This window comes from Rhizobacter sp. P2_G4 (assembly GCF_056403575.1).
On record NZ_JBFUFG010000004.1, the window covers coordinates 44548 to 62332 of the forward strand.

The following is a 17785-nucleotide window of genomic DNA, read 5'->3' on the forward strand; positions in this document are numbered from 1 at the left end:
AGGAGCCGATCACAATCTGCCGATGGGTTGGATCACCACGCATCCATGGGTTTATCCCGCGCTCGAGGTACTGCACATCCTCGGGATTGCGCTGTTGCTCGGCAGTCTGCTGCTGTTCGAGTTGCGGGTGTGGGGGCTCGCGCAAGAATTACCGGTGCGCCCGTTCGCAAGACTGGCGCTGCGTGTGACCTTGCTTGGCTTCGCACTGGCCGCGGCCAGCGGCAGCGTGATGCTTGCGAGCCAGTGGTCTGACCTGCTGGGCAACCGCGCGCTGTTCATCAAGATGGTGCTGCTGTTGCTCGCCGGGTTGAACGCCGTCGCGTTCCATTGGCGTGGCGGGCTGGACAAGATCGACCGCACGGCCCGCTGGCAAACCGCGCTGTCGCTGGGGCTTTGGGCGCTTGTCGTAGTCTGTGGACGTTTCATCGCCTACGCGTAGGAGGCTTCATGCAACGACGTCTGATTCTTCTGGCCGGCGCATCGAGCGTGGTGTCGGTGCCGGCGCTGGCGCACCACGGCTGGAGCAGCTTCGACGCCGACCGGCCTCTTTATCTCGAAGGACGCGCCGTCAAGGTCACTTGGCAAAACCCGCACGCCGAAGTGGAGCTGGAACTGGCTTCGCCGCTGAAGCTACCTGCGGACCTGGCGAAACGGCCTGTGCCGGCTCAAAGCGCCCAGTTGAACGGGCCTGGCATCCTGGCCAAGGCCGCCTTGCCGCAGCGCACCGATCGGCGCTGGGAACTGGAGCTCGCACCACTCACGCGCATGCAGGCGTGGCAGGTGGCCGAGATCAAACCGGGCACACCCCTCTCGGCCGTGGGTTACACGTTCGCTGGCGAAAAGGGCGACGCGGTGCTGCGCGTGGAATACCTCTTCGTTGACGGCAAGGCCTACGGCCTGCGATCGTCACCGGTCTGACAGCGAGCCCAAGACCTTCTGCGCCGTAGCCAGCGTGGCTGCGATGTCTTCAGCCGTGTGCGCCGAGCTCACAAACCCCGCTTCGTACAGCGCCGGAGCCAGGTAGACGCCTTCATCGAGCATGCCGTGGAAGAAGCGGTTGAAGCGCGCCTTGTCGGTGGCCATCACGGTGGCGTAGTTCTGGGGCAGGGGATCGGTGAAGAAGAAGCCGAACATGCCACCTTCGCTATCGACCACGAAAGGCACGCCAGCGTCTCTGGCGGCCAGCGACAGCCCTTCAACGAGTTGCCGCGTGCTGGCCGACAAGGCCTCGAAGAACCCGGGCTTCTGGATCTCTTTCAACGTGGACAAGCCGCAAGCCGTGGCCACGGGGTTGCCTGACAAGGTGCCTGCCTGATAAACCGGCCCGAGCGGCGCGAGTTTCTCCATCACCGCCCGCTTGCCGCCGAATGCCGCCAGCGGCATGCCGCCGCCAATGACTTTGCCGAACACGCTCATGTCGGGAGTGAAACCGGGGATGGCCTTGGCATAGACGCTTTGAGCGCCGCCGAGCGCCACGCGGAAGCCCGTCATCACCTCGTCGAACACCAGCAGCGCGCCGTAATGCGTGCACAGCTTGCGCAGCAGATCCATGAAGGGGACGCTGGCACGCACGAAGTTCATGTTTCCTGCGATGGGCTCGATCATCACGCAGGCCAGGTCGTGGCCGTGCAGCTCGAACGCCTCTTCGAGCAGGGCGACGTTGTTGTATTCGAGAACCAGCGTGTGCTGCACCACTTCGGCCGGCACGCCGGCGCTCGTGGGGTTGCCGAAGGTGGCCAGCCCGGAGCCGGCCTTCACGAGCAGCGCGTCGGCATGGCCGTGGTAACAGCCTTCGAACTTGATGATCTTGTTGCGACCCGTGGCGCCGCGTGCCAGGCGGATGGCGCTCATGGCCGCTTCGGTGCCGGAGCTGACCAGGCGCACCTGGTCGATGCTGGGCACGAGTTTCAGAATCTCTTCGGCCAGCTCGACCTCGCGCTCAGTGGGGGCACCGAACGAGAAGCCATCGAGCGCTGCCTTCTGCACGGCTTCGAGCACGGCCGGGTGACCATGGCCCAGGATCATCGGACCCCAGGAGCCGATGTAGTCGATGTAGCGCTTGCCCTCGGCGTCGAAGATGTAGGGCCCTTGGGCGCGGGCGATGAACCGCGGCGTGCCGCCCACGGCCTTGAAGGCGCGCACCGGCGAGTTCACGCCGCCGGGGATGACACGCTGGGCGCGTTCGAAAAGTTGGGCGTTGGTCGATCGCTCAGTGGACATGGCGCGGGTCCTTGGGCGCTTGTTCGTCGGTGCTGCCTTCAGTGCCTTCTTCACCTTCCTCGCCGGGGGGAAGGGCCCAGAAGAAGCGGTCGGGGATCACGTTGCCCATGCCCGGGCGAAAGCCGGCGTCGAGCGCCTGATCCAGGAAAGCCAGCGATTCGCCGACGGCCGTGTGCAATTCGCTGCCGGCCGCCAGCAAGGCGGCCAACGCGGCCGACAGGGTGTCGCCTGCGCCCACGAAGCTCACCTCGAAGCGCTCGAACTTCTCGCCGGTGATGGCGCCTTGGGGAGAGGCCAGCACGTTGTCAAGGAACTGGTCGGGCAGCGGCACGCTGGTCACCAGCACGAAGTGGGTGCCATGCTGCGCTGCGGCGACAGCCAGCTCGCGCGGCGAGGCCGGCCGGTCGCTGCTCCAGTCGGGGAGCAGGAAGTTGGTGAGCGTCTGGTGGCTGCCGACCAGCACCTCGGTCTGCGGAAGCACCAGTTCGCGAAATGAGTCGAGATAGGCCTGGTGGTCGTCCTCTTCGACCCATGACAGGTTGGGCATGTAGGCAACCAGGGGCACATCGGGGTAATCGGACAGCACCTCGGCCACGGCGCTCACGCCTTCGGCCGAACCCAGAAACCCCACCTTCCAGGCGGCGATGGTCACGTCTTCCAGGATGCTGCGCGCCTGCTCGACCACCACGTCGGCCTCGATCGCGCTGTGGTCGAAGACCTCAGCCGTGTCGCGCAGTACCACGGCGGTGACGACGGGGAGGGCGTGGGCGCCCATGGCGGCAATGGTGACCACATCGCCGGCCAGGCCGCCAGCTCCGCTGGGGTCGCTGGCATTGAAAGTCATCACGCAGGCCGGAGCCGGAGTGTCCTGGGGTACTTCGGCAGGAGTTTCCGTGGGGAGCACGTCGGTGGTCATGGGGGATCCGTCAGAAGGTGCCGGGTTTGTCAGCACTTCTAGAAAAATGTGAGGAATGTGGCGTATGTGCCCACAAACTAACGCCTTTTTGGGATTTTGCGTGGCTACAATCTTTTCTCATTGTAGTGAAGCAATAAAGAATAAACGTGAGCAAAGACGCCAACGCGGTACGTACTTGGATGTGCCTGATTTGCGGTTGGATCTACGACGAAGCCGTCGGCGATGCCGACCACGGCATCGCGCCTGGCACGCCTTGGGAATTGGTCCCGATGAACTGGACCTGCCCCGAGTGTGGCGCGCGCAAAGAAGATTTCGAGATGGTGCAGATCTGACCTCGGATCAACCAGGACGACCAAGTGAACCGACCCGCAGCCGTTGAGGAGACTACCCGGTGAGCAATGAAGCCTCTGCAGCCATCAAGGTGCTGGTCATCGATGACAGCAACACGATTCGCCGCAGCGCAGAGATTTTCCTGAAGCAGGGCGGTTACCAGGTGCTGTTGGCCGAGGACGGTTTTGATGCATTGTCGAAGGTGAACGACCATGCGCCCGATCTGATCTTTTGCGACATCCTGATGCCGCGCCTTGATGGCTACCAGACCTGCGCGATCATCAAGCGCAATCCCAAGTTTTCCGGCGTGCCTGTGATCATGTTGTCGTCCAAGGACGGACTGTTCGACAAGGCGCGTGGCCGCATGGTGGGCTCAGAGGCTTATCTGACGAAGCCCTTCACGAAAGACCAATTGCTGCAAGTCGTTGAGCAGCATCGTCGAACCGAATGATTCAAGTGACCGGCGCGGGTTAGCGCCGGCCTACACGGAGTAGAGCGATGGCAATCAAGAAGATTCTGTTGGTTGATGATTCGAAGACCGAACTGCATTTCCTGTCCGAATTGCTGACCAAACGCGGCTATTCGGTGCGCACCGCCGAAGATGGCGAAGACGCCATGCGCCGTCTCGGCGAAGACAAGCCCGACCTGATCCTGATGGACGTGGTGATGCCCGGCCAGAACGGCTTCCAGCTCACACGCGCCATCACCCGCGACCCGCGCTTCGTGGACGTGCCGGTGATCATGTGCACCAGCAAGAACCAGGAAACCGACAAGGTCTGGGGCATGCGCCAAGGCGCACGCGACTACATCGTCAAGCCCGTCGATGCGGACGAGCTGGTGGCCAAGATCAAGGCCTTCGACTGACTCGCCCTCATTTGAAACTGGTACGGCGAATGCAAACCCTCCACGTCCCGCAGGCAGGTGCGAATGGCCAATAAGGAAGCACTGCGCGAATTGCAGAGCCGCTTGGCTGACAAGCTGCGGGCAGCGCAATCGCAAGAACGCGGCAAGTCCTGGCTGGCCGTGGAATGTGGAGGCCACGGCTTTCTCTTCCCCTTGCAGGAAGCCGGCGAAATCTTTCCCTTTGCGCCCGCGATGCCCGTGCCGTACACCAGCCGCTGGTTCATGGGCGTGGCCAATCTGCGCGGTCGCTTGCACGGCGTGGTCGACTTGGCCGGTTTTCTTGGCATACGCGGTCACGAGACGGGCCGCGATCAGTCGTGGTTCGTGGCCTTCAACTCCGAACTGAACATCAATTGCGCCGTGATGGTGGACCGGCTTTCCGGTTTGCGCAGCCTCGAACAGCTCAAACCGCAGGCCGACGACGGCCAGGTGAGACCGCCGTTCGTTGGCGTTCACTATCGGGACGAGAGCAATCGGCTGTGGCGTGAGCTGAATCTGGCTGCGCTCGCCAACGAGTCTGCATTTCTGAAGATCGCGGGCTGACGCGCACTGCGGCGCAAAGCTTTCTGACAGTCACACTGAGTACGACGGAACGAGGAACATATGAGCTTCCTGGACAAAATCAAAGGCAAGAAGGGTCGCGATTCCAATTCGCTGGACTCCGACAGTGCGGGCATGCCGCTCGACGACGTCATGGTTCTTGACCGACCCGCTTTTGAAGGAGCCGCGAACGCGCCATCCGTCGAAGGAATGGGGCGTGCGGCCCACATGGACTCGTCGATCATCACCGAGGCGGCACCCTCGGAGATTGCCGATTTCTCCGAAACACGTCTGCCTGCCGCTGATGGCGCAGATGCTGGTGGAGCCACCGGCCTGCCGCTGGTCGGCAACCTGCCGATCGCCACGCAGCAGCGCCTCTTGCTGACGCTTGTCGGTCTCGGTCTGGTCGGCCTCGTCGGCATGACGGCTTACTCGCTGACCTCGGCGTCCAAGGGTGCAGCTCAGGTGGCTGCTTCCGGCCAGGCACTGATGCAGTCGCAACGGTTGGCGAAGTCGGTCTCCCAGGCGCTGATCGGTTCCGCACAGGCCTTCCCGGAAGTGAAGGAAAGTACCGAGGTGCTTGCACGCAGCGTGCGCGGTCTGGCCCGCGGAGAAGGTGGCCTTGATGTCGCCCCCGCATCGGTGCAGGAATCGCTCGCGCCGATGGTCCCCCTGGTGGACCGCGCCGAGAAGAACGCCAACACCGTTATGGGTCAGCAGAAGATCCTGACGCAGGTGGGCAAGGCGCTTCGCACCATCAACCGCCAGTCGTCCGACCTGCTGGAGATCGCTGAGACGGTGTCGTCGCTCAAGCTGCAGCAAGAAGCCTCGCCGGCCGAGCTGTCGGCCGTGGGTCAGCTGGTGATGTTGACCCAGCGTATCGGCAAGTCAGCCAACGAGTTCTTGACGATGGAGGGCGTGAGCCCCGAGGCCGTGTTCCTGCTCGGTAAGGACTTGAACTCCTTCCGCGAAATCGCAGACGGCTTGCTCAACGGCAACCAGGAGCTGCGCTTGCCGGGCACGAAGGACGCGCAGACCAAGGAGCGTCTGCAAGCTCTGCTGAAGCAGTACGAAGAGACACGCACGGAGGCCGGCTCGATTCTGGGCAACCTGCAAGGTCTGGTGTCTGCCCGTGAAGCGCAAGCCTCGATCATTGCCGACAGCGAACCGCTGCGAAAGGGCCTTGAAACCGTCCAGGACCGCCTCGGGAACGAAACGGGTTTCAGTCGCGTTGCCTTGGGTGCGTTGATCTTGTTTGCCTTGCTGCTCGCCGCCGGCGGTGCTGGCTTGCTGAAGTTGTACGTGAATGACCAGGCACAGCGCGCATCGCTCGCCAAGACGCAGCAGCTCGAAGCTGAAAGGCAAGAGCAGGAAGCCAAGCGCGTGAACGACGCCAACCAGGCCGCCATTTTGCGATTGATGAACGAACTGCAGACGGTGGCTGAAGGCGACTTGACGCAACAGGCCACGGTGACGGAAGACATCACGGGCGCCATCGCTGACTCGGTGAACTACACGGTGGAAGAGCTCCGCACGCTGGTGTCGCAGGTGCAAGGCACGGTAGGCCGAGTGACGGAAACGACGCAGCAGGTGGAAGCCACGTCGACCGAACTGTTGGCAGCCTCCGACGAGCAGCTGCGCGAGATTCGTGAAACCGGCGAATCGGTGCTCCAGATGGCAGGCCGAATCAACGAAGTGTCGGCACAAGCCCAGCAAACGGCTCAGGTGGCGCGTCAATCGCTGCAAGCTGCCGAATCGGGTCTGACCGCGGTGCAGAACACCATCGGCGGCATGAACTCGATCCGTGACCAGATCCAGGAAACCTCCAAGCGGATCAAGCGACTCGGCGAGTCGTCGCAGGAGATTGGTGAAATCACCGAACTGATTTCAGACATTACGGAGCAGACGAACGTGCTGGCTCTGAACGCCGCCATTCAAGCAGCATCGGCAGGTGAAGCCGGTCGAGGCTTTTCGGTGGTTGCGGAAGAAGTGCAGCGGCTGGCAGAACGCTCCGGCGACGCAACGCGGCAGATTGCGGCCCTGGTGAAGACCATTCAGACCGACACCCAGGATGCTGTGGGCGCTATGGAACGTTCTACGCAGGGTGTGGTGGAAGGTACCCGACTGTCTGACGCGGCCGGTAACGCGCTGGGTGACATTGACCGAGTTTCCCGCCAGCTGGCTGACCTGATTTCTCAGATTTCCAACCAGGCGTCGCGAGAAGCCGAGTCGGCCAACGTGGTGGCTGCCAACATCCAGCACATTTTTGCGGTGACGGAGCAAACTGGTGAAGGTACGCGTTCCACCGCACAGATGGTGCGCGAACTGTCCCGTACTGCTGAAGAACTGAAGCAGTCGGTGGCCCGGTTCAAGATCGGCTGATCACAAGAAGTAGAGCGCCTCGGCCTCGGCCGTAGCCCCTGACTCGACACAAGGCATCGGATGGACAGCCACGCGACGACGAGCGACACGATGAGCGAGATGAGCAACGACCTGAGTGCGTTGGCTTGGGTGCATGAAGAGTTGCGCCGCTCTCTGGACAACGCCCACAAGGCCCTGCGCCGCTTCGTGAAAGAGTCCGAATCGGTCAGCGGCTCCGATGTCGATGCCGTTGATCCTGCTGTGCTGCGCACGGCACGCCAGCAAATCCACCAAGGTGTCGGTGCCCTCGAGCTGGTCGGCCTGCCTGCCGTTGCGGTGGTCTTGCGCGCCAGCGAAGCTGCTGTGCAGCGCTTTGTCGCCAAGCCAGACAAATTGACGGCCGCTGATGTCGACACCATCGAGCTCGCTTCGTTCGCGTTGCTCGATTTCCTGCAGCGCATGCTGTCGGGCAAGCCGGTTTCGGCATTGGCGCTGTTCCCCCGTTACCAGGCCGTTCAGGCACTGGCAGGTGCCGATCGTATTCACCCGGCCGACTTGTGGACTGCTGACTGGCGTTGGCTCGACCTCGCCAATGAAAAGGGTGTCACGCCCCACGCGGTAGACGAGACCGCCCGCGCTGCGCTGGAAAAGAACCTCCTGCTGATGATGCGCGGCACGAACGCGCAGGCTGCTCTGTCGATGAGCGACATCTGCGCCAGCCTGGGCGTTGGTGCGTCCAGCATGCCGGCTGCCACGCTGTGGAAGCTCGCCGCGGCTTTCTTCGAGAGCCAGGCTCACGGCTTTTTGAAGCCCGATAACTTCAGCAAGCGCATCGGGTCTCGCCTGTTGGCGCAGTTCCGGGTGTTCGAGCGCGGCGAGTCGGATGTCTCCGAGCGCCTGGCACAAGACCTTCTGTTCTTCTGCGCCCAGAGCGCATCGCCTGGCGACGGCCGCAAGGCCCCGCGCTTGGCAGCGGTACGCCAGGCCTATGGCCTCGCTCAATACGCCCCGGCAGATTACGAAGTCAACCGCCTGGGTCGCTTCGATCCGGCGATGATCGCTCAGGCTCGCAAACGTGTGGCCAGCGCCAAGGATGCATGGTCGGCTGTTGCCGGCGGTGAAATGCACCGCATGACCGGCTTGTCTGAGCAGTTCTCGCTGGTCGGCGACTCGCTCAAGCGCCTGTACCCCAACGGCGACGTGTTGTCGGACGAACTGCATCAGGCCGTGGCGCAGACCCAGCATGCCGGCACGGCACCGCTGCCTTCGCTGGCCATGGAAGTGGCGACCAGCGTTCTGTACCTGGAAGCTTCGCTCGAAGACGGTGATTTCGATCATCCCGAAGAAGGCCAGCGCGTTCGCCGTCTGGCCAACCGTATTGCGTCGGTGCGCGCCGGCAACACGCCCGATCCGCTCGAAGCGTGGATGGAGGAGCTGTATCGCCGCGTCTCCGACCGCCAGACCATGGGCAGCGTCGTGCAGGAGCTTCGCACGTCGCTCTCCGAGACTGAAAAGCACATCGACCAATTCTTCCGCAACCCCGCGCAGCGCGAGCATCTCGCGCCAGTGCCGAGCCTCATGGCTTCGATGCGTGGCGTGCTGTCGGTACTCGGCATGGACCAGGCGGCCCATGCCGTGCTACGCATGCGTGACGACGTCGACGGCCTTCTCGGCACCGAAGTGGACCCGCAGCAAGTTGTGCAGTCCGGCACCTTCGACCGGCTGGCCAGCAACCTCGGCGCGCTCGGCTTCCTGATCGACATGCTCAGCGTGCAGCCGCAGGTGGCGAAGTCGCTGTTTGTGTACGACCCGCAAGCCGGCACCCTCAGCCCGTTGATGGGCCGCAGTGCGGCCGCCCGCAGCGCCACCAACCTGGTCGTACCTGCGCCGCCCGCCGTTGAACCGCGCTTGATCGAACAGGCGCAATCGCTGGCCTTTGCCGCGGTGAGCGACCGCGTGCCGCTCGACGAGGTCTCGCGCGACCTGGAGCATCTGTCTCACGAAGCGCAGATCGCCGAACAACCGGAACTGCTGGCGACTGTGGCCCAGGCGCAGAGCGCCATCGAACACGCCGCCGGCCCCGCCGCAGTCGCCGCAGCGCGCGAACAATTGTCTGAAGCGCTCGCCGACTTCGTGCACACGGCCAGCGAGCCGGTCGGCCTGGAGCCAGTGGCAGCCAAGCCCCCCCCGCCAGCGCCGCCTTTGTCTCCGACGCCCACCAGCCAGGCTACCGACCTCGGTGACGACCCCGAGATGCGCGAGATCTTCCTCGAGGAAGCTCGTGAAGTGATCGAAACGGCTCAAGGCGCGCTGGCGCAACTGGCCAACTCGCCCGCAAATCTGGAACAGCTCACCACGGTCCGTCGTGCTTTCCACACCCTCAAGGGCAGCTCGCGCATGGTCGGGCTGAAGGAATTCGGCGACGCTGGTTGGGTCTGCGAACAGGTCTACAACAGCTGGCTGGCCGAGCAAAAGGCGGCCGATCCGTCGCTGCTGGCCTTCTCCAACAACACGCTGAGCTACTTCAGCGACTGGGTTGAGGCCATCGCTGCGCAGCAGTCGGGCGCATTCAACGCTGCACCGGTCAAGGCTGCTGCAGAGTCGCTGGCAAAGGGCGAGCCGGTGAAGGCCATCGTGCCGGCGCCCGGTGCTGACTTGCCGATGATGTCGCTGTCATTCCCGGTTGATTTGCCGACGGCGCAAGACCTGGTTCTGCCGCCGCCTGCGGCTCCTGAGCAGGCTGCCGCTGCGGCACCTGCACAGGCTGCTGCGCCTGCAGTGCCGCTGCCGGAACTGTCGTTCGATCTCGACCTGGGTGCTTTCGAAGATCCGAAGCCCGCGACCGCCCCGTCGGTCGCCGCAGCCATCGATCTTCAGGCGCCCGAACTGCTCGAAGCGTTCGATGAGCCGGCTGCTGTCGAGACACACGTTCCCGAGCTGCCGCAAGAAGCGCTGCCCACCGCTGAATCGGTCGAGTTGATCGACCTGGATCTCGACGCCAGCTTCTTTGCTGCCGACACCTTGCCGGCGTCGGAAGTCGCCACGGCGGTCGAGCCCGCACCTGAGTTGCCCGAAGAGCCGGAGCCAGTGACCTCCGATGACGACCAGGTCAAGATCGTCGGTGACCTGCGCATCAGCATCCCGCTGTTCAACATCTACCTCAACGAGGCCGATGAACTCTCGCGTCGTCTGACCACCGACGTGGCCGAGTGGGCCATGGAACTGCACCGCCCGGTGGGCGAGATGCCGATCGCACATGCCCACTCGCTGGCAGGTAGCTCGGCCACCGTCGGGTTCACCGATCTGTCTCATTTGTCTCGCCTGGTGGAGCACGCGCTGATGCGCTCGCACGCCATCGGCCACGGGACGCCCGAAGAAGCCAAGCTGTTCGTCGATGCGGCCGAAGAAATTCGCCGCCTCTTGCATCAATTCGCTGCTGGGTTCCTGAAGCCTGTTTCGCCTGAGTTGCTGCAACGGCTGGCTGAGCATGAGCTCAGCTCAGCTCGCCGTCTGGAAGCCGCCAACGCAGCCGAAGCACCGGAAGTCGAAGAGCCTTATGTCGCTCCCGTGGCTGGGATCGAAGAGGTCACCGAGTTCGGCGCGGCGCCGGAGTTCGTCGCGCCGCCAGAGCGCCATTCGCGTCCTGCGCCACTGGAAGTGGCCAACTCCGAAGCGTTGGCCGCTCATGTCGACAGTTCGTTCGGCGGTCTGGACACGCACGCCGGCGCGCTGGGACAAGCCGAGTTCAAGACCTTCGCTCCATTACCCGTCGAAGCTGCGCGTTCAGCCCCCGTGCGGGCCGATGCACTCGACGGTGAAGACGACATCGACTCGGTCGATGCGGTCGATGCCGAGCTGTTCCCGATCTTCGAGGAAGAAGCCGAAGAGCTGCTGCCCCAGCTTGATTCCAAGCTGCGCGAATGGGCACGCCGCCCGACGGACAACGCTCCGGCCGCAGCCTGCATGCGCACCTTGCACACGCTGAAGGGCGGTGCCCGTCTGGCGGGTGCTATGCGCTTGGGCGAAATGGCCCACCGGCTGGAAACACTGATCGAGCACTTGCTCGCACAGCCTGCCGCCAGTGCGGCCGACGTCGAAGCCCTCCAGTCGCGCTCCGACGCCCTTTCCGGCACCTTTGAGGCCCTGCGCTCGCGCGATGCCCAGGCTTATGCCGAAGCTGAAGACTCGTTGCACGGCACGCTCGACGAACTGCCTCCGTTTGCTCCACCCATCGCTGCACCGCTTCTGCAGCCGGTCGCCGTCGTGGCGGCACCAGAGCTGGCTCCGGTCGAACCATTGGTGGTATTGCCCGCGGTTGTAGCGACATCCGCTGTTGTGCCACCGGCGCCGCAGGACGCGAGCACCTCTTCGCGTGACGTCGATTGGTCGCGTTTCGCGGCCACCGACACTGATGCACCGGTGCAGGCCGCGGCCAGCAACATCGGCGCTTCCAATGCGGCCGTGCGCGTACGCGGCCCGCTGCTCGAGCGTCTGGTCAATCAGGCCGGCGAGGTGAGCATCACCCGCTCGCGGATTGAATCCGAAGTCGGCAACATCCGCGGTTCGCTGACCGACCTGACGGACAACTTGGAACGTCTGCGCCAGCAACTGCGTGAGATCGAATTCCAGGCCGAGACGCAGATGATCTCGCGTCAGGAAGCAGCCAAGCTGGCTCACGAAGCGTTCGACCCGCTTGAGTCCGACCGCTTCACGCGCTTCCAGGAACTCACCCGCATGATGGCCGAGTCGGTCAACGACGTGGCCACGGTTCAGCGCACGCTGCACCGCACGCTGGAGACGACCGAAGACGAACTTGCTGCCCAGGCGCGCCTGACACGTGACTTGCAAGACGACCTGCTCCGTACCCGCATGGTCGAATTCGAAGGCCAGTCCGATCGTCTCTATCGCGTGGTGCGCCAGGCCGCCAAGGAAACCGGCAAGCAGGTTCGCCTCGACATCGTCGGCGGCTCGATTGAAATTGACCGTGGCGTGCTCGACCGGATGACTCCGGCCTTCGAACACTTGCTTCGCAACTGCGTGACCCACGGCATCGAGTCACCCGACAAGCGCACCGCTGCGGGCAAGGATCCGACGGGCAGCATCGTGGTGGCTGTGCACCAGGAAGGCAACGAAGTCGGTGTCGAGTTCCGCGACGACGGCGCAGGCCTCAACCTGCAGCGCATTCGCGACAAGGGTCTGGCCATGGGCCTGATCAATGCCGGTGAAGAGCACGGTGCCGGTGATCTTGCCAATCTGATCTTCACCCCCGGGTTCTCGACCGCCGAGACGGTGACCGAACTCTCAGGCCGCGGTGTCGGCATGGACGTGGTGCGCTCCGAAGTGAACGCCATGGGCGGTCGCATCGAAACCGCCACGGCCGCCGGCCAGGGCACCAGCTTCAAGCTCGTTCTGCCGCTGACCACTGCGGTGACGCAGGTGGTGATGGTGCGTTGCGGCTCGACCGTGGTGGCCTTGCCGGCCACGCTGATCGAGATCGTGCGCCGCGCCAGCGCCAAGGAACTGGACGAGGCGTACACCACCGGCAGCTATCCGCTGGGCGAGCGTTCGCTGTTGTTCTTCTGGTTCGGTTCGCTGCTGCAGGAAGGCCCGCGCAGCCAAGAAGTCGTAGGCCGCACGCGTCCCATCATCGTGGTGCGCAGCGCGCAGCAGCGCATCGCGTTGCACGTCGACGAAGTGCTGGGCACGCAGGAAGTGGTGGTCAAGAACCTCGGGCCGCAACTGTCGCGCCTGCCGGGCTTGGCTGGCATGACGCTGCTCGCTTCGGGCTCGGTTGCGCTGATCTATAACCCGGTGGCGCTGGCCACGCTCTACGGCGAAAGCGCCCGCGCCGCCACGGTGGCTGCTCTGCGCTCGCCGACGGCTATGCTGCCGGTGACGCCGACGGCTGAAGAGACGGCCGCACAGGCCTCGCCGCTTGTGCTGGTGGTCGACGACTCGCTCACCGTGCGGCGCGTCACACAGCGCCTGCTGGTGCGCGAAGGCTACCGCGTGATCCTGGCGAAGGACGGTATCGAAGCACTCGAACGCCTGGCCGAAGACCTGCCGCATGTGGTGCTCAGCGACATCGAAATGCCTCGCATGGACGGCTTCGACCTCGTGCGCAACATCCGCGGCGACGCACGCCTGCGTGCCTTGCCGGTGATCATGATCACCTCGCGGATCGCGCAGAAGCACCGCGACTACGCGGCCGAGCTGGGTGTCGATCACTACTTGGGCAAGCCGTACTCTGAAGAAGACCTGCTTGCATTGATTGGTCGGTACACGGCGGTGACAGCACCGGCCTGACGCGGCTCAGCTTCCGTCGTACCCCAGCCTGCCATGTCTGAACTCGTAGATCATCTCGCCGACCTCACCGGTTACAGAGATCGCGACATTCTTGACGTGACGCTGGTCGGCGCCTTGCGCGACATGCTGCACCCGCGTGTCGTGACCATCTACCGTTGCGTCGGCGAGGCTGGTAACGAGCGCTGGATCACCCGGGCTCGTCTCGGCGAACACGATGCAGCGGCCACGGCGGACCCGGCCTGGGCCGATGTCGAGAACCTGCCCGCGCTGGCGCTGTTCCCCGAGCGCATGCAGGCGCTGAAAGGGCAGACCACGTGGCTCACCGTGCCGGGGCGCCACAGCCTCAGCCTCTTTCCGGTGAGCACCGACCGCGAGGTCGTCGGCGTGATGGAGATCGAAACTTCCGAACCGCTGAGCGAGGAATCGCGCCGCATGGTCGGCAGCATCCTGCGCATTTACCGCAATTTCCAGGCGCTGCTCGACTACAGCGAGCGCGACACGCTGACCGGCCTGCTGAACCGCAAGACCTTCGACGAGAGCTTCCTGAAGGCCACGAGCGAATCCACTGCGCTGCCCGTCGTGACGGCCGATGGCCGGCGCCATGAAGCGACCAACCACAGGCATTGGCTGGGGTTGATCGACATCGATCATTTCAAGTCGGTCAACGACAACTACGGCCACTTGATCGGCGACGAAGTGCTGCTGCTGCTGTCGCGCCTGATGCGCAGCAGCTTTCGCTTTCACGACCGGCTGTACCGCTTTGGCGGCGAAGAGTTCGTGGTGCTGATGCGCTGCGCCAACGAACAGGACGCCGCGCTGGCGCTGGAGCGCATGCGCGGCAACACCGCCAGTTATCCGTTCCCGCAGGTGGGGCAGATCACCATCAGCATCGGCTTCACCGAGGTCTTGCCTGGCGACACGCCGAGCGGCGCTTTCGAGCGCGCCGACAAAGCCGTGTATTTCGCCAAGGCACACGGGCGCAACCAGGTGCAGAGCCACGCCGTGTTGGTGGCGCGTGGCGACCTGGAAGACGAATCGAAGATTGGGGACGTGGAGCTGTTCTGAGGCCCCCCAGTCGCTTCGCTCTTGCCCCCGAGGGGCGCCACCCAGTGGCCCGGCAAAGCCGGATCCACGGGCGTTGCTCGATAACGCTTCGCTGAGCTCGCTGTTCGCATTCCTCCGCCAATCTGAGCGAACGTCTGTACGCGCTACCTCTTCCCGAGCTTTACCACTGCATACCGCGCCAGTGTCTTGTCCCGTGCCTCGTCGTGCATGACGATCGGCAGAGGGTAGTTTTCTCCTAGGACCACTTTCCCTTCAGCGAGCTCGATCGGTCGCGCCAGCCACGGAGCGTGGATGGCCTTGTCGGACATGCCGGTCAATTGCGGCAGGTAGCGTCGGATGAACTTGCCTTCTGGGTCGAACTTTTCGCTCTGAGTCACCGGGTTGAAGATGCGGAAGTACGGCTGGGCGTCGCAGCCTGTGGACGCTGCCCATTGCCAGCCGCCGTTGTTGGCGGCGAGGTCGTAGTCGTTCAGCTTCAGCGCGAAGTAGCGTTCGCCCCAGCGCCAGTCGATGCCAAGGTCTTTCACCAGGAAGCTGGCGACAACCATGCGCAGGCGGTTGTGCATGTAGCCGCTCTGGTTGATCTGCGCCATCGCCGCGTCAACCAGCGGGTAGCCGGTGCGGCCATCGCACCAGGCGGCAAACAAGGCATCGGCCTGCTTGCCGTGCTCCCATTTGATGGCGTCGTACTCGGGCTTGAAGCTCGAGCTCACCACGTGCGGGTAGTGATGAAGCACCTGGTGGTAGAAGTCGCGCCAGATCAGTTCGGCCAGCCAGGTTGCGGCACCGGGGGAGCCCTGATGCATGCGCGCAGCGGCCTCGCGTGCGAGTTGCCGTATCGACACCGTGCCGAAGCGCAGGTGGGTCGACAGGTAACTCGGCCCCTTCACCGAAGGGAAGTTGCGCGCCTCGTCGTAGTGATCGATGCGCGGCAGGAAGTCAGCCAGCATCTCCTGCCCGCCGCTCGCGCCCAGGCCCAGTCGCATCTCGTGAAGGTTGGTGGCCTCGAATCCGATTTCCGCCAGGCGGGGCGCGCCCGCGGTCACGCCCTTGGGCAGCGGCGCCAAGCAGTCAGCGTACTTCTCGACGGGATAGGCGCTCACGTAAAAGGGTTCCAGCTTCTTCAACCACGCGTTCTTGTAGGGCGTGAACACGATGTAGGGTTTGCCGCTGGCCGTGAGCACCTCGCTGCGCTCGAAGACCACGTGGTCCTTGCTGGTGTGCAGCGCAATGCCGCGGTCGGCCAGGATGCCGCGAACGCGGTTGTCGCGGGCGATGGCGTCCGGCTCATCGTCGTGGTTGGCATACACGGCCTGCACATGCAGTTGCTCGGCCAAACGGGGCAGCTCATTGACGGCTGAACCGTGTCGAACGATCAGGCCGCCTGCCGGCTGCAAAGCACGCAAACGGGTGTCCAGCTCGGCCAGGCTGTCGCGGATGAACTCCACACGGCGATCAACGCGCGGCAGCGGGTCGAGGATGTCGGTGTCGAAGACGAAGGCGCACCACACCTTGCGAGCTGCCTTCAGCGCATGGAAGAGGGCCGCGTGGTCCTCGCCGCGCAAATCCCGCTTGAACCAGACCAAAGCGCTGTCCAAAACCTTTTCCATCGGGGGAGTGTGCCGCAGGAATAAAATCGACGGCATGTCTGGCACCGCCATCAACCTCACCAACCAATTCCTCATCGCCATGCCCGGCATGGCGGATGACACCTTCGCTGGAGCGGTGATCTACATGTGCGAGCACACCGACAAGGGTGCGCTGGGACTGGTGATCAACAAGCCGATCGACATCAAGCTGAAGAACCTGTTCGAGAAGGTCGAACTCACCCTCGACCGCGAAGACCTGGCCGAGGCGCCCGTCTACTTCGGCGGGCCGGTGCAGACCGAGCGGGGCTTCGTGCTCCATGAGCGGCTGGATGGCGATGCGGGCGAAGGCGGCCACTACAACTCCTCGCTGCAGATCCCGGGCGGGCTCGAGATGACCACCAGCAAAGACGTGCTGGAGGCGCTTTCGAACGGCGCCGGCCCGAAGAAGATCCTGGTGACGCTGGGCTACAGCGGCTGGAGCGCGGGCCAGCTCGAGGAAGAGATCGGCCGCAACGGTTGGATCAACGTCAGCGCCGAACCCGGCATCATCTTCGACACTCCTGTGGAGCAGCGCTACGACAAGGCCCTGTCGCTGCTCGGCATCGACCCCCGCATGCTGTCGCAAGAGGCGGGGCACGCATGACGGGTGCGGCGATGTCCGACCTGATTGCTCCTCCCCGTTCCTTTCTAGCTTTCGATTTCGGTACCAAGCGCGTTGGCGTTGCCAGCGGCAACACCATCACACGCACCGCCACGCCGCTGCGAACCGTGGCCGCCGAGGGCGACGCCCGTTTCACCGCATTGGGCGCCCTGATCACCGAGTGGCAGCCGGACGCCCTGGTCGTCGGCGTGCCTTTTCACCCAGACGGTGCGCCGCATGACAATACCGCCCGCGCGCAGCGCTTCGCTCGCCAACTGCATGGCCGCTTCAGGCTCCCGGTGCACGAGGTGGACGAGCGCTACACCACGACCGAGGCCCATGCGGCCGGTGCAGCCGACGTCGACGCGGCTTCCGCTGCGATCATCCTGGAGCAGTTCTTGAGAGACCTGACATGAGCACCTTGCATCTGAACGCCGAGGCCTTGTACCTCGACTTGTTATCAGGCGTGCGCGGCCTGCTGCAGCCCGATGCCGTCCTGGTCGGCATCTGGTCTGGTGGCGCCTGGTTGGCCGAACGTCTGCAACACGACTTGAAGTTGGCCGGCGAGCCTGGCGTGATCTCGAGCGCGTTGCACCGCGACGACTTCGGGTCCAAGGGACTGGCAAGCGCCGACCCGACCAAGCTGCCCTTCGAGATCGAAGGCAAGCCGATAGTGCTGATCGACGACGTGCTTTACACCGGCCGCACCACGCGCGCGGTGATCAACGAGCTGTTCGACTTCGGCCGCCCGGCGAGCGTGACGCTGGCGGTGCTGGTCGACCGAGGCGGGCGTGAATTGCCCATCCAGCCAGCGTATTCGGCGGCGCGCATTGCGCTGCCCCGAGAACACAAGCTGCGCCTCGCGCGTGACGACGAAGGCCGGTTCAGCTTCGACATCAAGGAGGGAACATGATG

15 protein-coding genes are annotated in these 17785 nt (G+C 64.1%); 12 read left to right on the plus strand and 3 right to left on the minus strand.

What is annotated here, in order from left to right:
- Window positions 1-22 precede the first annotated feature (22 nt).
- The gene (locus AC1DYS_RS16275) at window positions 23-439 is read left to right on the plus strand and encodes a hypothetical protein (RefSeq protein ID WP_477900944.1); all 417 of its coding nucleotides are present in this window, start codon (window positions 23-25) and stop codon (window positions 437-439) included.
- 8 nt (window positions 440-447) lie between these two features.
- Window positions 448-918 (plus strand): DUF6152 family protein, encoded by a 471-nt coding sequence (locus AC1DYS_RS16280; RefSeq protein WP_477900946.1) that lies wholly within the window; start codon window positions 448-450, stop codon window positions 916-918.
- Here AC1DYS_RS16280 and hemL read toward each other — a convergent pair.
- Together hemL and thiD are read right to left on the minus strand one after the other, a co-directional pair.
- Complete coding sequence (hemL, locus tag AC1DYS_RS16285; RefSeq protein ID WP_477900948.1) at window positions 907-2220, minus strand: glutamate-1-semialdehyde 2,1-aminomutase; 1314 nt, start codon at window positions 2218-2220, stop codon at window positions 907-909. The two genes, AC1DYS_RS16280 and hemL, sit on opposite strands and share 12 nt — an antisense overlap.
- Window positions 2210-3136: a bifunctional hydroxymethylpyrimidine kinase/phosphomethylpyrimidine kinase gene (gene thiD, locus AC1DYS_RS16290; protein WP_477900950.1), complete on the minus strand. Its 927-nt coding sequence runs from the start codon at window positions 3134-3136 to the stop codon at window positions 2210-2212. The genes hemL and thiD overlap by 11 nt, the downstream gene beginning before the upstream one ends.
- 179 nt (window positions 3137-3315) lie before the next feature.
- Between thiD and AC1DYS_RS16295 the strand changes: the two genes are divergently transcribed.
- From AC1DYS_RS16295 to AC1DYS_RS16325, 7 genes are all read left to right on the plus strand, one after another.
- The gene (locus tag AC1DYS_RS16295) at window positions 3316-3468 is read left to right on the plus strand and encodes a rubredoxin (protein WP_047493600.1); all 153 of its coding nucleotides are present in this window, start codon (window positions 3316-3318) and stop codon (window positions 3466-3468) included.
- A gap of 59 nt (window positions 3469-3527) precedes the next feature.
- Complete coding sequence (locus tag AC1DYS_RS16300; protein ID WP_047493603.1) at window positions 3528-3917, plus strand: response regulator; 390 nt, start codon at window positions 3528-3530, stop codon at window positions 3915-3917.
- A gap of 47 nt (window positions 3918-3964) precedes the next feature.
- Window positions 3965-4330, plus strand: a complete 366-nt coding sequence (locus AC1DYS_RS16305) for a response regulator transcription factor (RefSeq protein ID WP_047493606.1) — start codon at window positions 3965-3967, stop codon at window positions 4328-4330.
- Window positions 4331-4393: 63 nt separating this feature from the next.
- Window positions 4394-4912, plus strand: a complete 519-nt coding sequence (locus AC1DYS_RS16310) for a chemotaxis protein CheW (RefSeq protein WP_047493609.1) — start codon at window positions 4394-4396, stop codon at window positions 4910-4912.
- A gap of 60 nt (window positions 4913-4972) precedes the next feature.
- Complete coding sequence (locus tag AC1DYS_RS16315; RefSeq protein ID WP_047493613.1) at window positions 4973-7291, plus strand: methyl-accepting chemotaxis protein; 2319 nt, start codon at window positions 4973-4975, stop codon at window positions 7289-7291.
- Window positions 7292-7351: 60 nt separating this feature from the next.
- A complete protein-coding gene (locus AC1DYS_RS16320) occupies window positions 7352-13576 on the plus strand; it encodes a hybrid sensor histidine kinase/response regulator (RefSeq protein ID WP_477900954.1) in 6225 nt (2074 codons plus the stop codon).
- A 33-nt stretch (window positions 13577-13609) separates the two neighbouring features.
- Complete coding sequence (locus tag AC1DYS_RS16325) at window positions 13610-14641, plus strand: GGDEF domain-containing protein (protein WP_047493619.1); 1032 nt, start codon at window positions 13610-13612, stop codon at window positions 14639-14641.
- A 143-nt stretch (window positions 14642-14784) separates the two neighbouring features.
- Here the strand turns inward: AC1DYS_RS16325 and AC1DYS_RS16330 are convergent, their stop codons facing one another.
- Complete coding sequence (locus AC1DYS_RS16330) at window positions 14785-16251, minus strand: cryptochrome/photolyase family protein (protein ID WP_477901908.1); 1467 nt, start codon at window positions 16249-16251, stop codon at window positions 14785-14787.
- Between the two features lie 34 nt (window positions 16252-16285).
- Here AC1DYS_RS16330 and AC1DYS_RS16335 point away from each other — a divergent pair, with 34 nt between their 5' ends.
- The 3 genes from AC1DYS_RS16335 to pyrR are packed head-to-tail and all read left to right on the plus strand — an operon-like array spanning window position 16286 to window position 17783.
- A complete protein-coding gene (locus tag AC1DYS_RS16335; RefSeq protein ID WP_477900956.1) occupies window positions 16286-16873 on the plus strand; it encodes a YqgE/AlgH family protein in 588 nt (195 codons plus the stop codon).
- 11 nt (window positions 16874-16884) lie between these two features.
- Complete coding sequence (ruvX, locus tag AC1DYS_RS16340) at window positions 16885-17286, plus strand: Holliday junction resolvase RuvX (protein WP_477900958.1); 402 nt, start codon at window positions 16885-16887, stop codon at window positions 17284-17286.
- The gene (gene pyrR, locus AC1DYS_RS16345; RefSeq protein ID WP_477900960.1) at window positions 17283-17783 is read left to right on the plus strand and encodes a bifunctional pyr operon transcriptional regulator/uracil phosphoribosyltransferase PyrR; all 501 of its coding nucleotides are present in this window, start codon (window positions 17283-17285) and stop codon (window positions 17781-17783) included. The genes ruvX and pyrR overlap by 4 nt, the downstream gene beginning before the upstream one ends.
- Window positions 17784-17785: the final 2 nt, after the last annotated feature.

Bases quoted from the DNA above. Each gene is read 5' to 3' on its own strand.
- AC1DYS_RS16330 (WP_477901908.1), bottom strand. From the start codon at position 16,251: ATGGAAAAGGTTTTGGACAGCGCTTTGGTCTGGTTCAAGCGGGATTTG.
- thiD (WP_477900950.1), bottom strand. From the start codon at position 3,136: ATGACCACCGACGTGCTCCCCACGGAAACTCCTGCCGAAGTACCCCAG.
- AC1DYS_RS16305 (WP_047493606.1), top strand. From the start codon at position 3,965: ATGGCAATCAAGAAGATTCTGTTGGTTGATGATTCGAAGACCGAACTG.
- AC1DYS_RS16280 (WP_477900946.1), top strand. From the start codon at position 448: ATGCAACGACGTCTGATTCTTCTGGCCGGCGCATCGAGCGTGGTGTCG.
- AC1DYS_RS16335 (WP_477900956.1), top strand. From the start codon at position 16,286: ATGTCTGGCACCGCCATCAACCTCACCAACCAATTCCTCATCGCCATG.
- AC1DYS_RS16325 (WP_047493619.1), top strand. From the start codon at position 13,610: ATGTCTGAACTCGTAGATCATCTCGCCGACCTCACCGGTTACAGAGAT.
- AC1DYS_RS16320 (WP_477900954.1), top strand. From the start codon at position 7,352: ATGGACAGCCACGCGACGACGAGCGACACGATGAGCGAGATGAGCAAC.
- hemL (WP_477900948.1), bottom strand. From the start codon at position 2,220: ATGTCCACTGAGCGATCGACCAACGCCCAACTTTTCGAACGCGCCCAG.
- ruvX (WP_477900958.1), top strand. From the start codon at position 16,885: ATGTCCGACCTGATTGCTCCTCCCCGTTCCTTTCTAGCTTTCGATTTC.
- AC1DYS_RS16310 (WP_047493609.1), top strand. From the start codon at position 4,394: ATGGCCAATAAGGAAGCACTGCGCGAATTGCAGAGCCGCTTGGCTGAC.
- AC1DYS_RS16275 (WP_477900944.1), top strand. From the start codon at position 23: ATGGGTTGGATCACCACGCATCCATGGGTTTATCCCGCGCTCGAGGTA.
- AC1DYS_RS16295 (WP_047493600.1), top strand. From the start codon at position 3,316: ATGTGCCTGATTTGCGGTTGGATCTACGACGAAGCCGTCGGCGATGCC.
- AC1DYS_RS16315 (WP_047493613.1), top strand. From the start codon at position 4,973: ATGAGCTTCCTGGACAAAATCAAAGGCAAGAAGGGTCGCGATTCCAAT.
- pyrR (WP_477900960.1), top strand. From the start codon at position 17,283: ATGAGCACCTTGCATCTGAACGCCGAGGCCTTGTACCTCGACTTGTTA.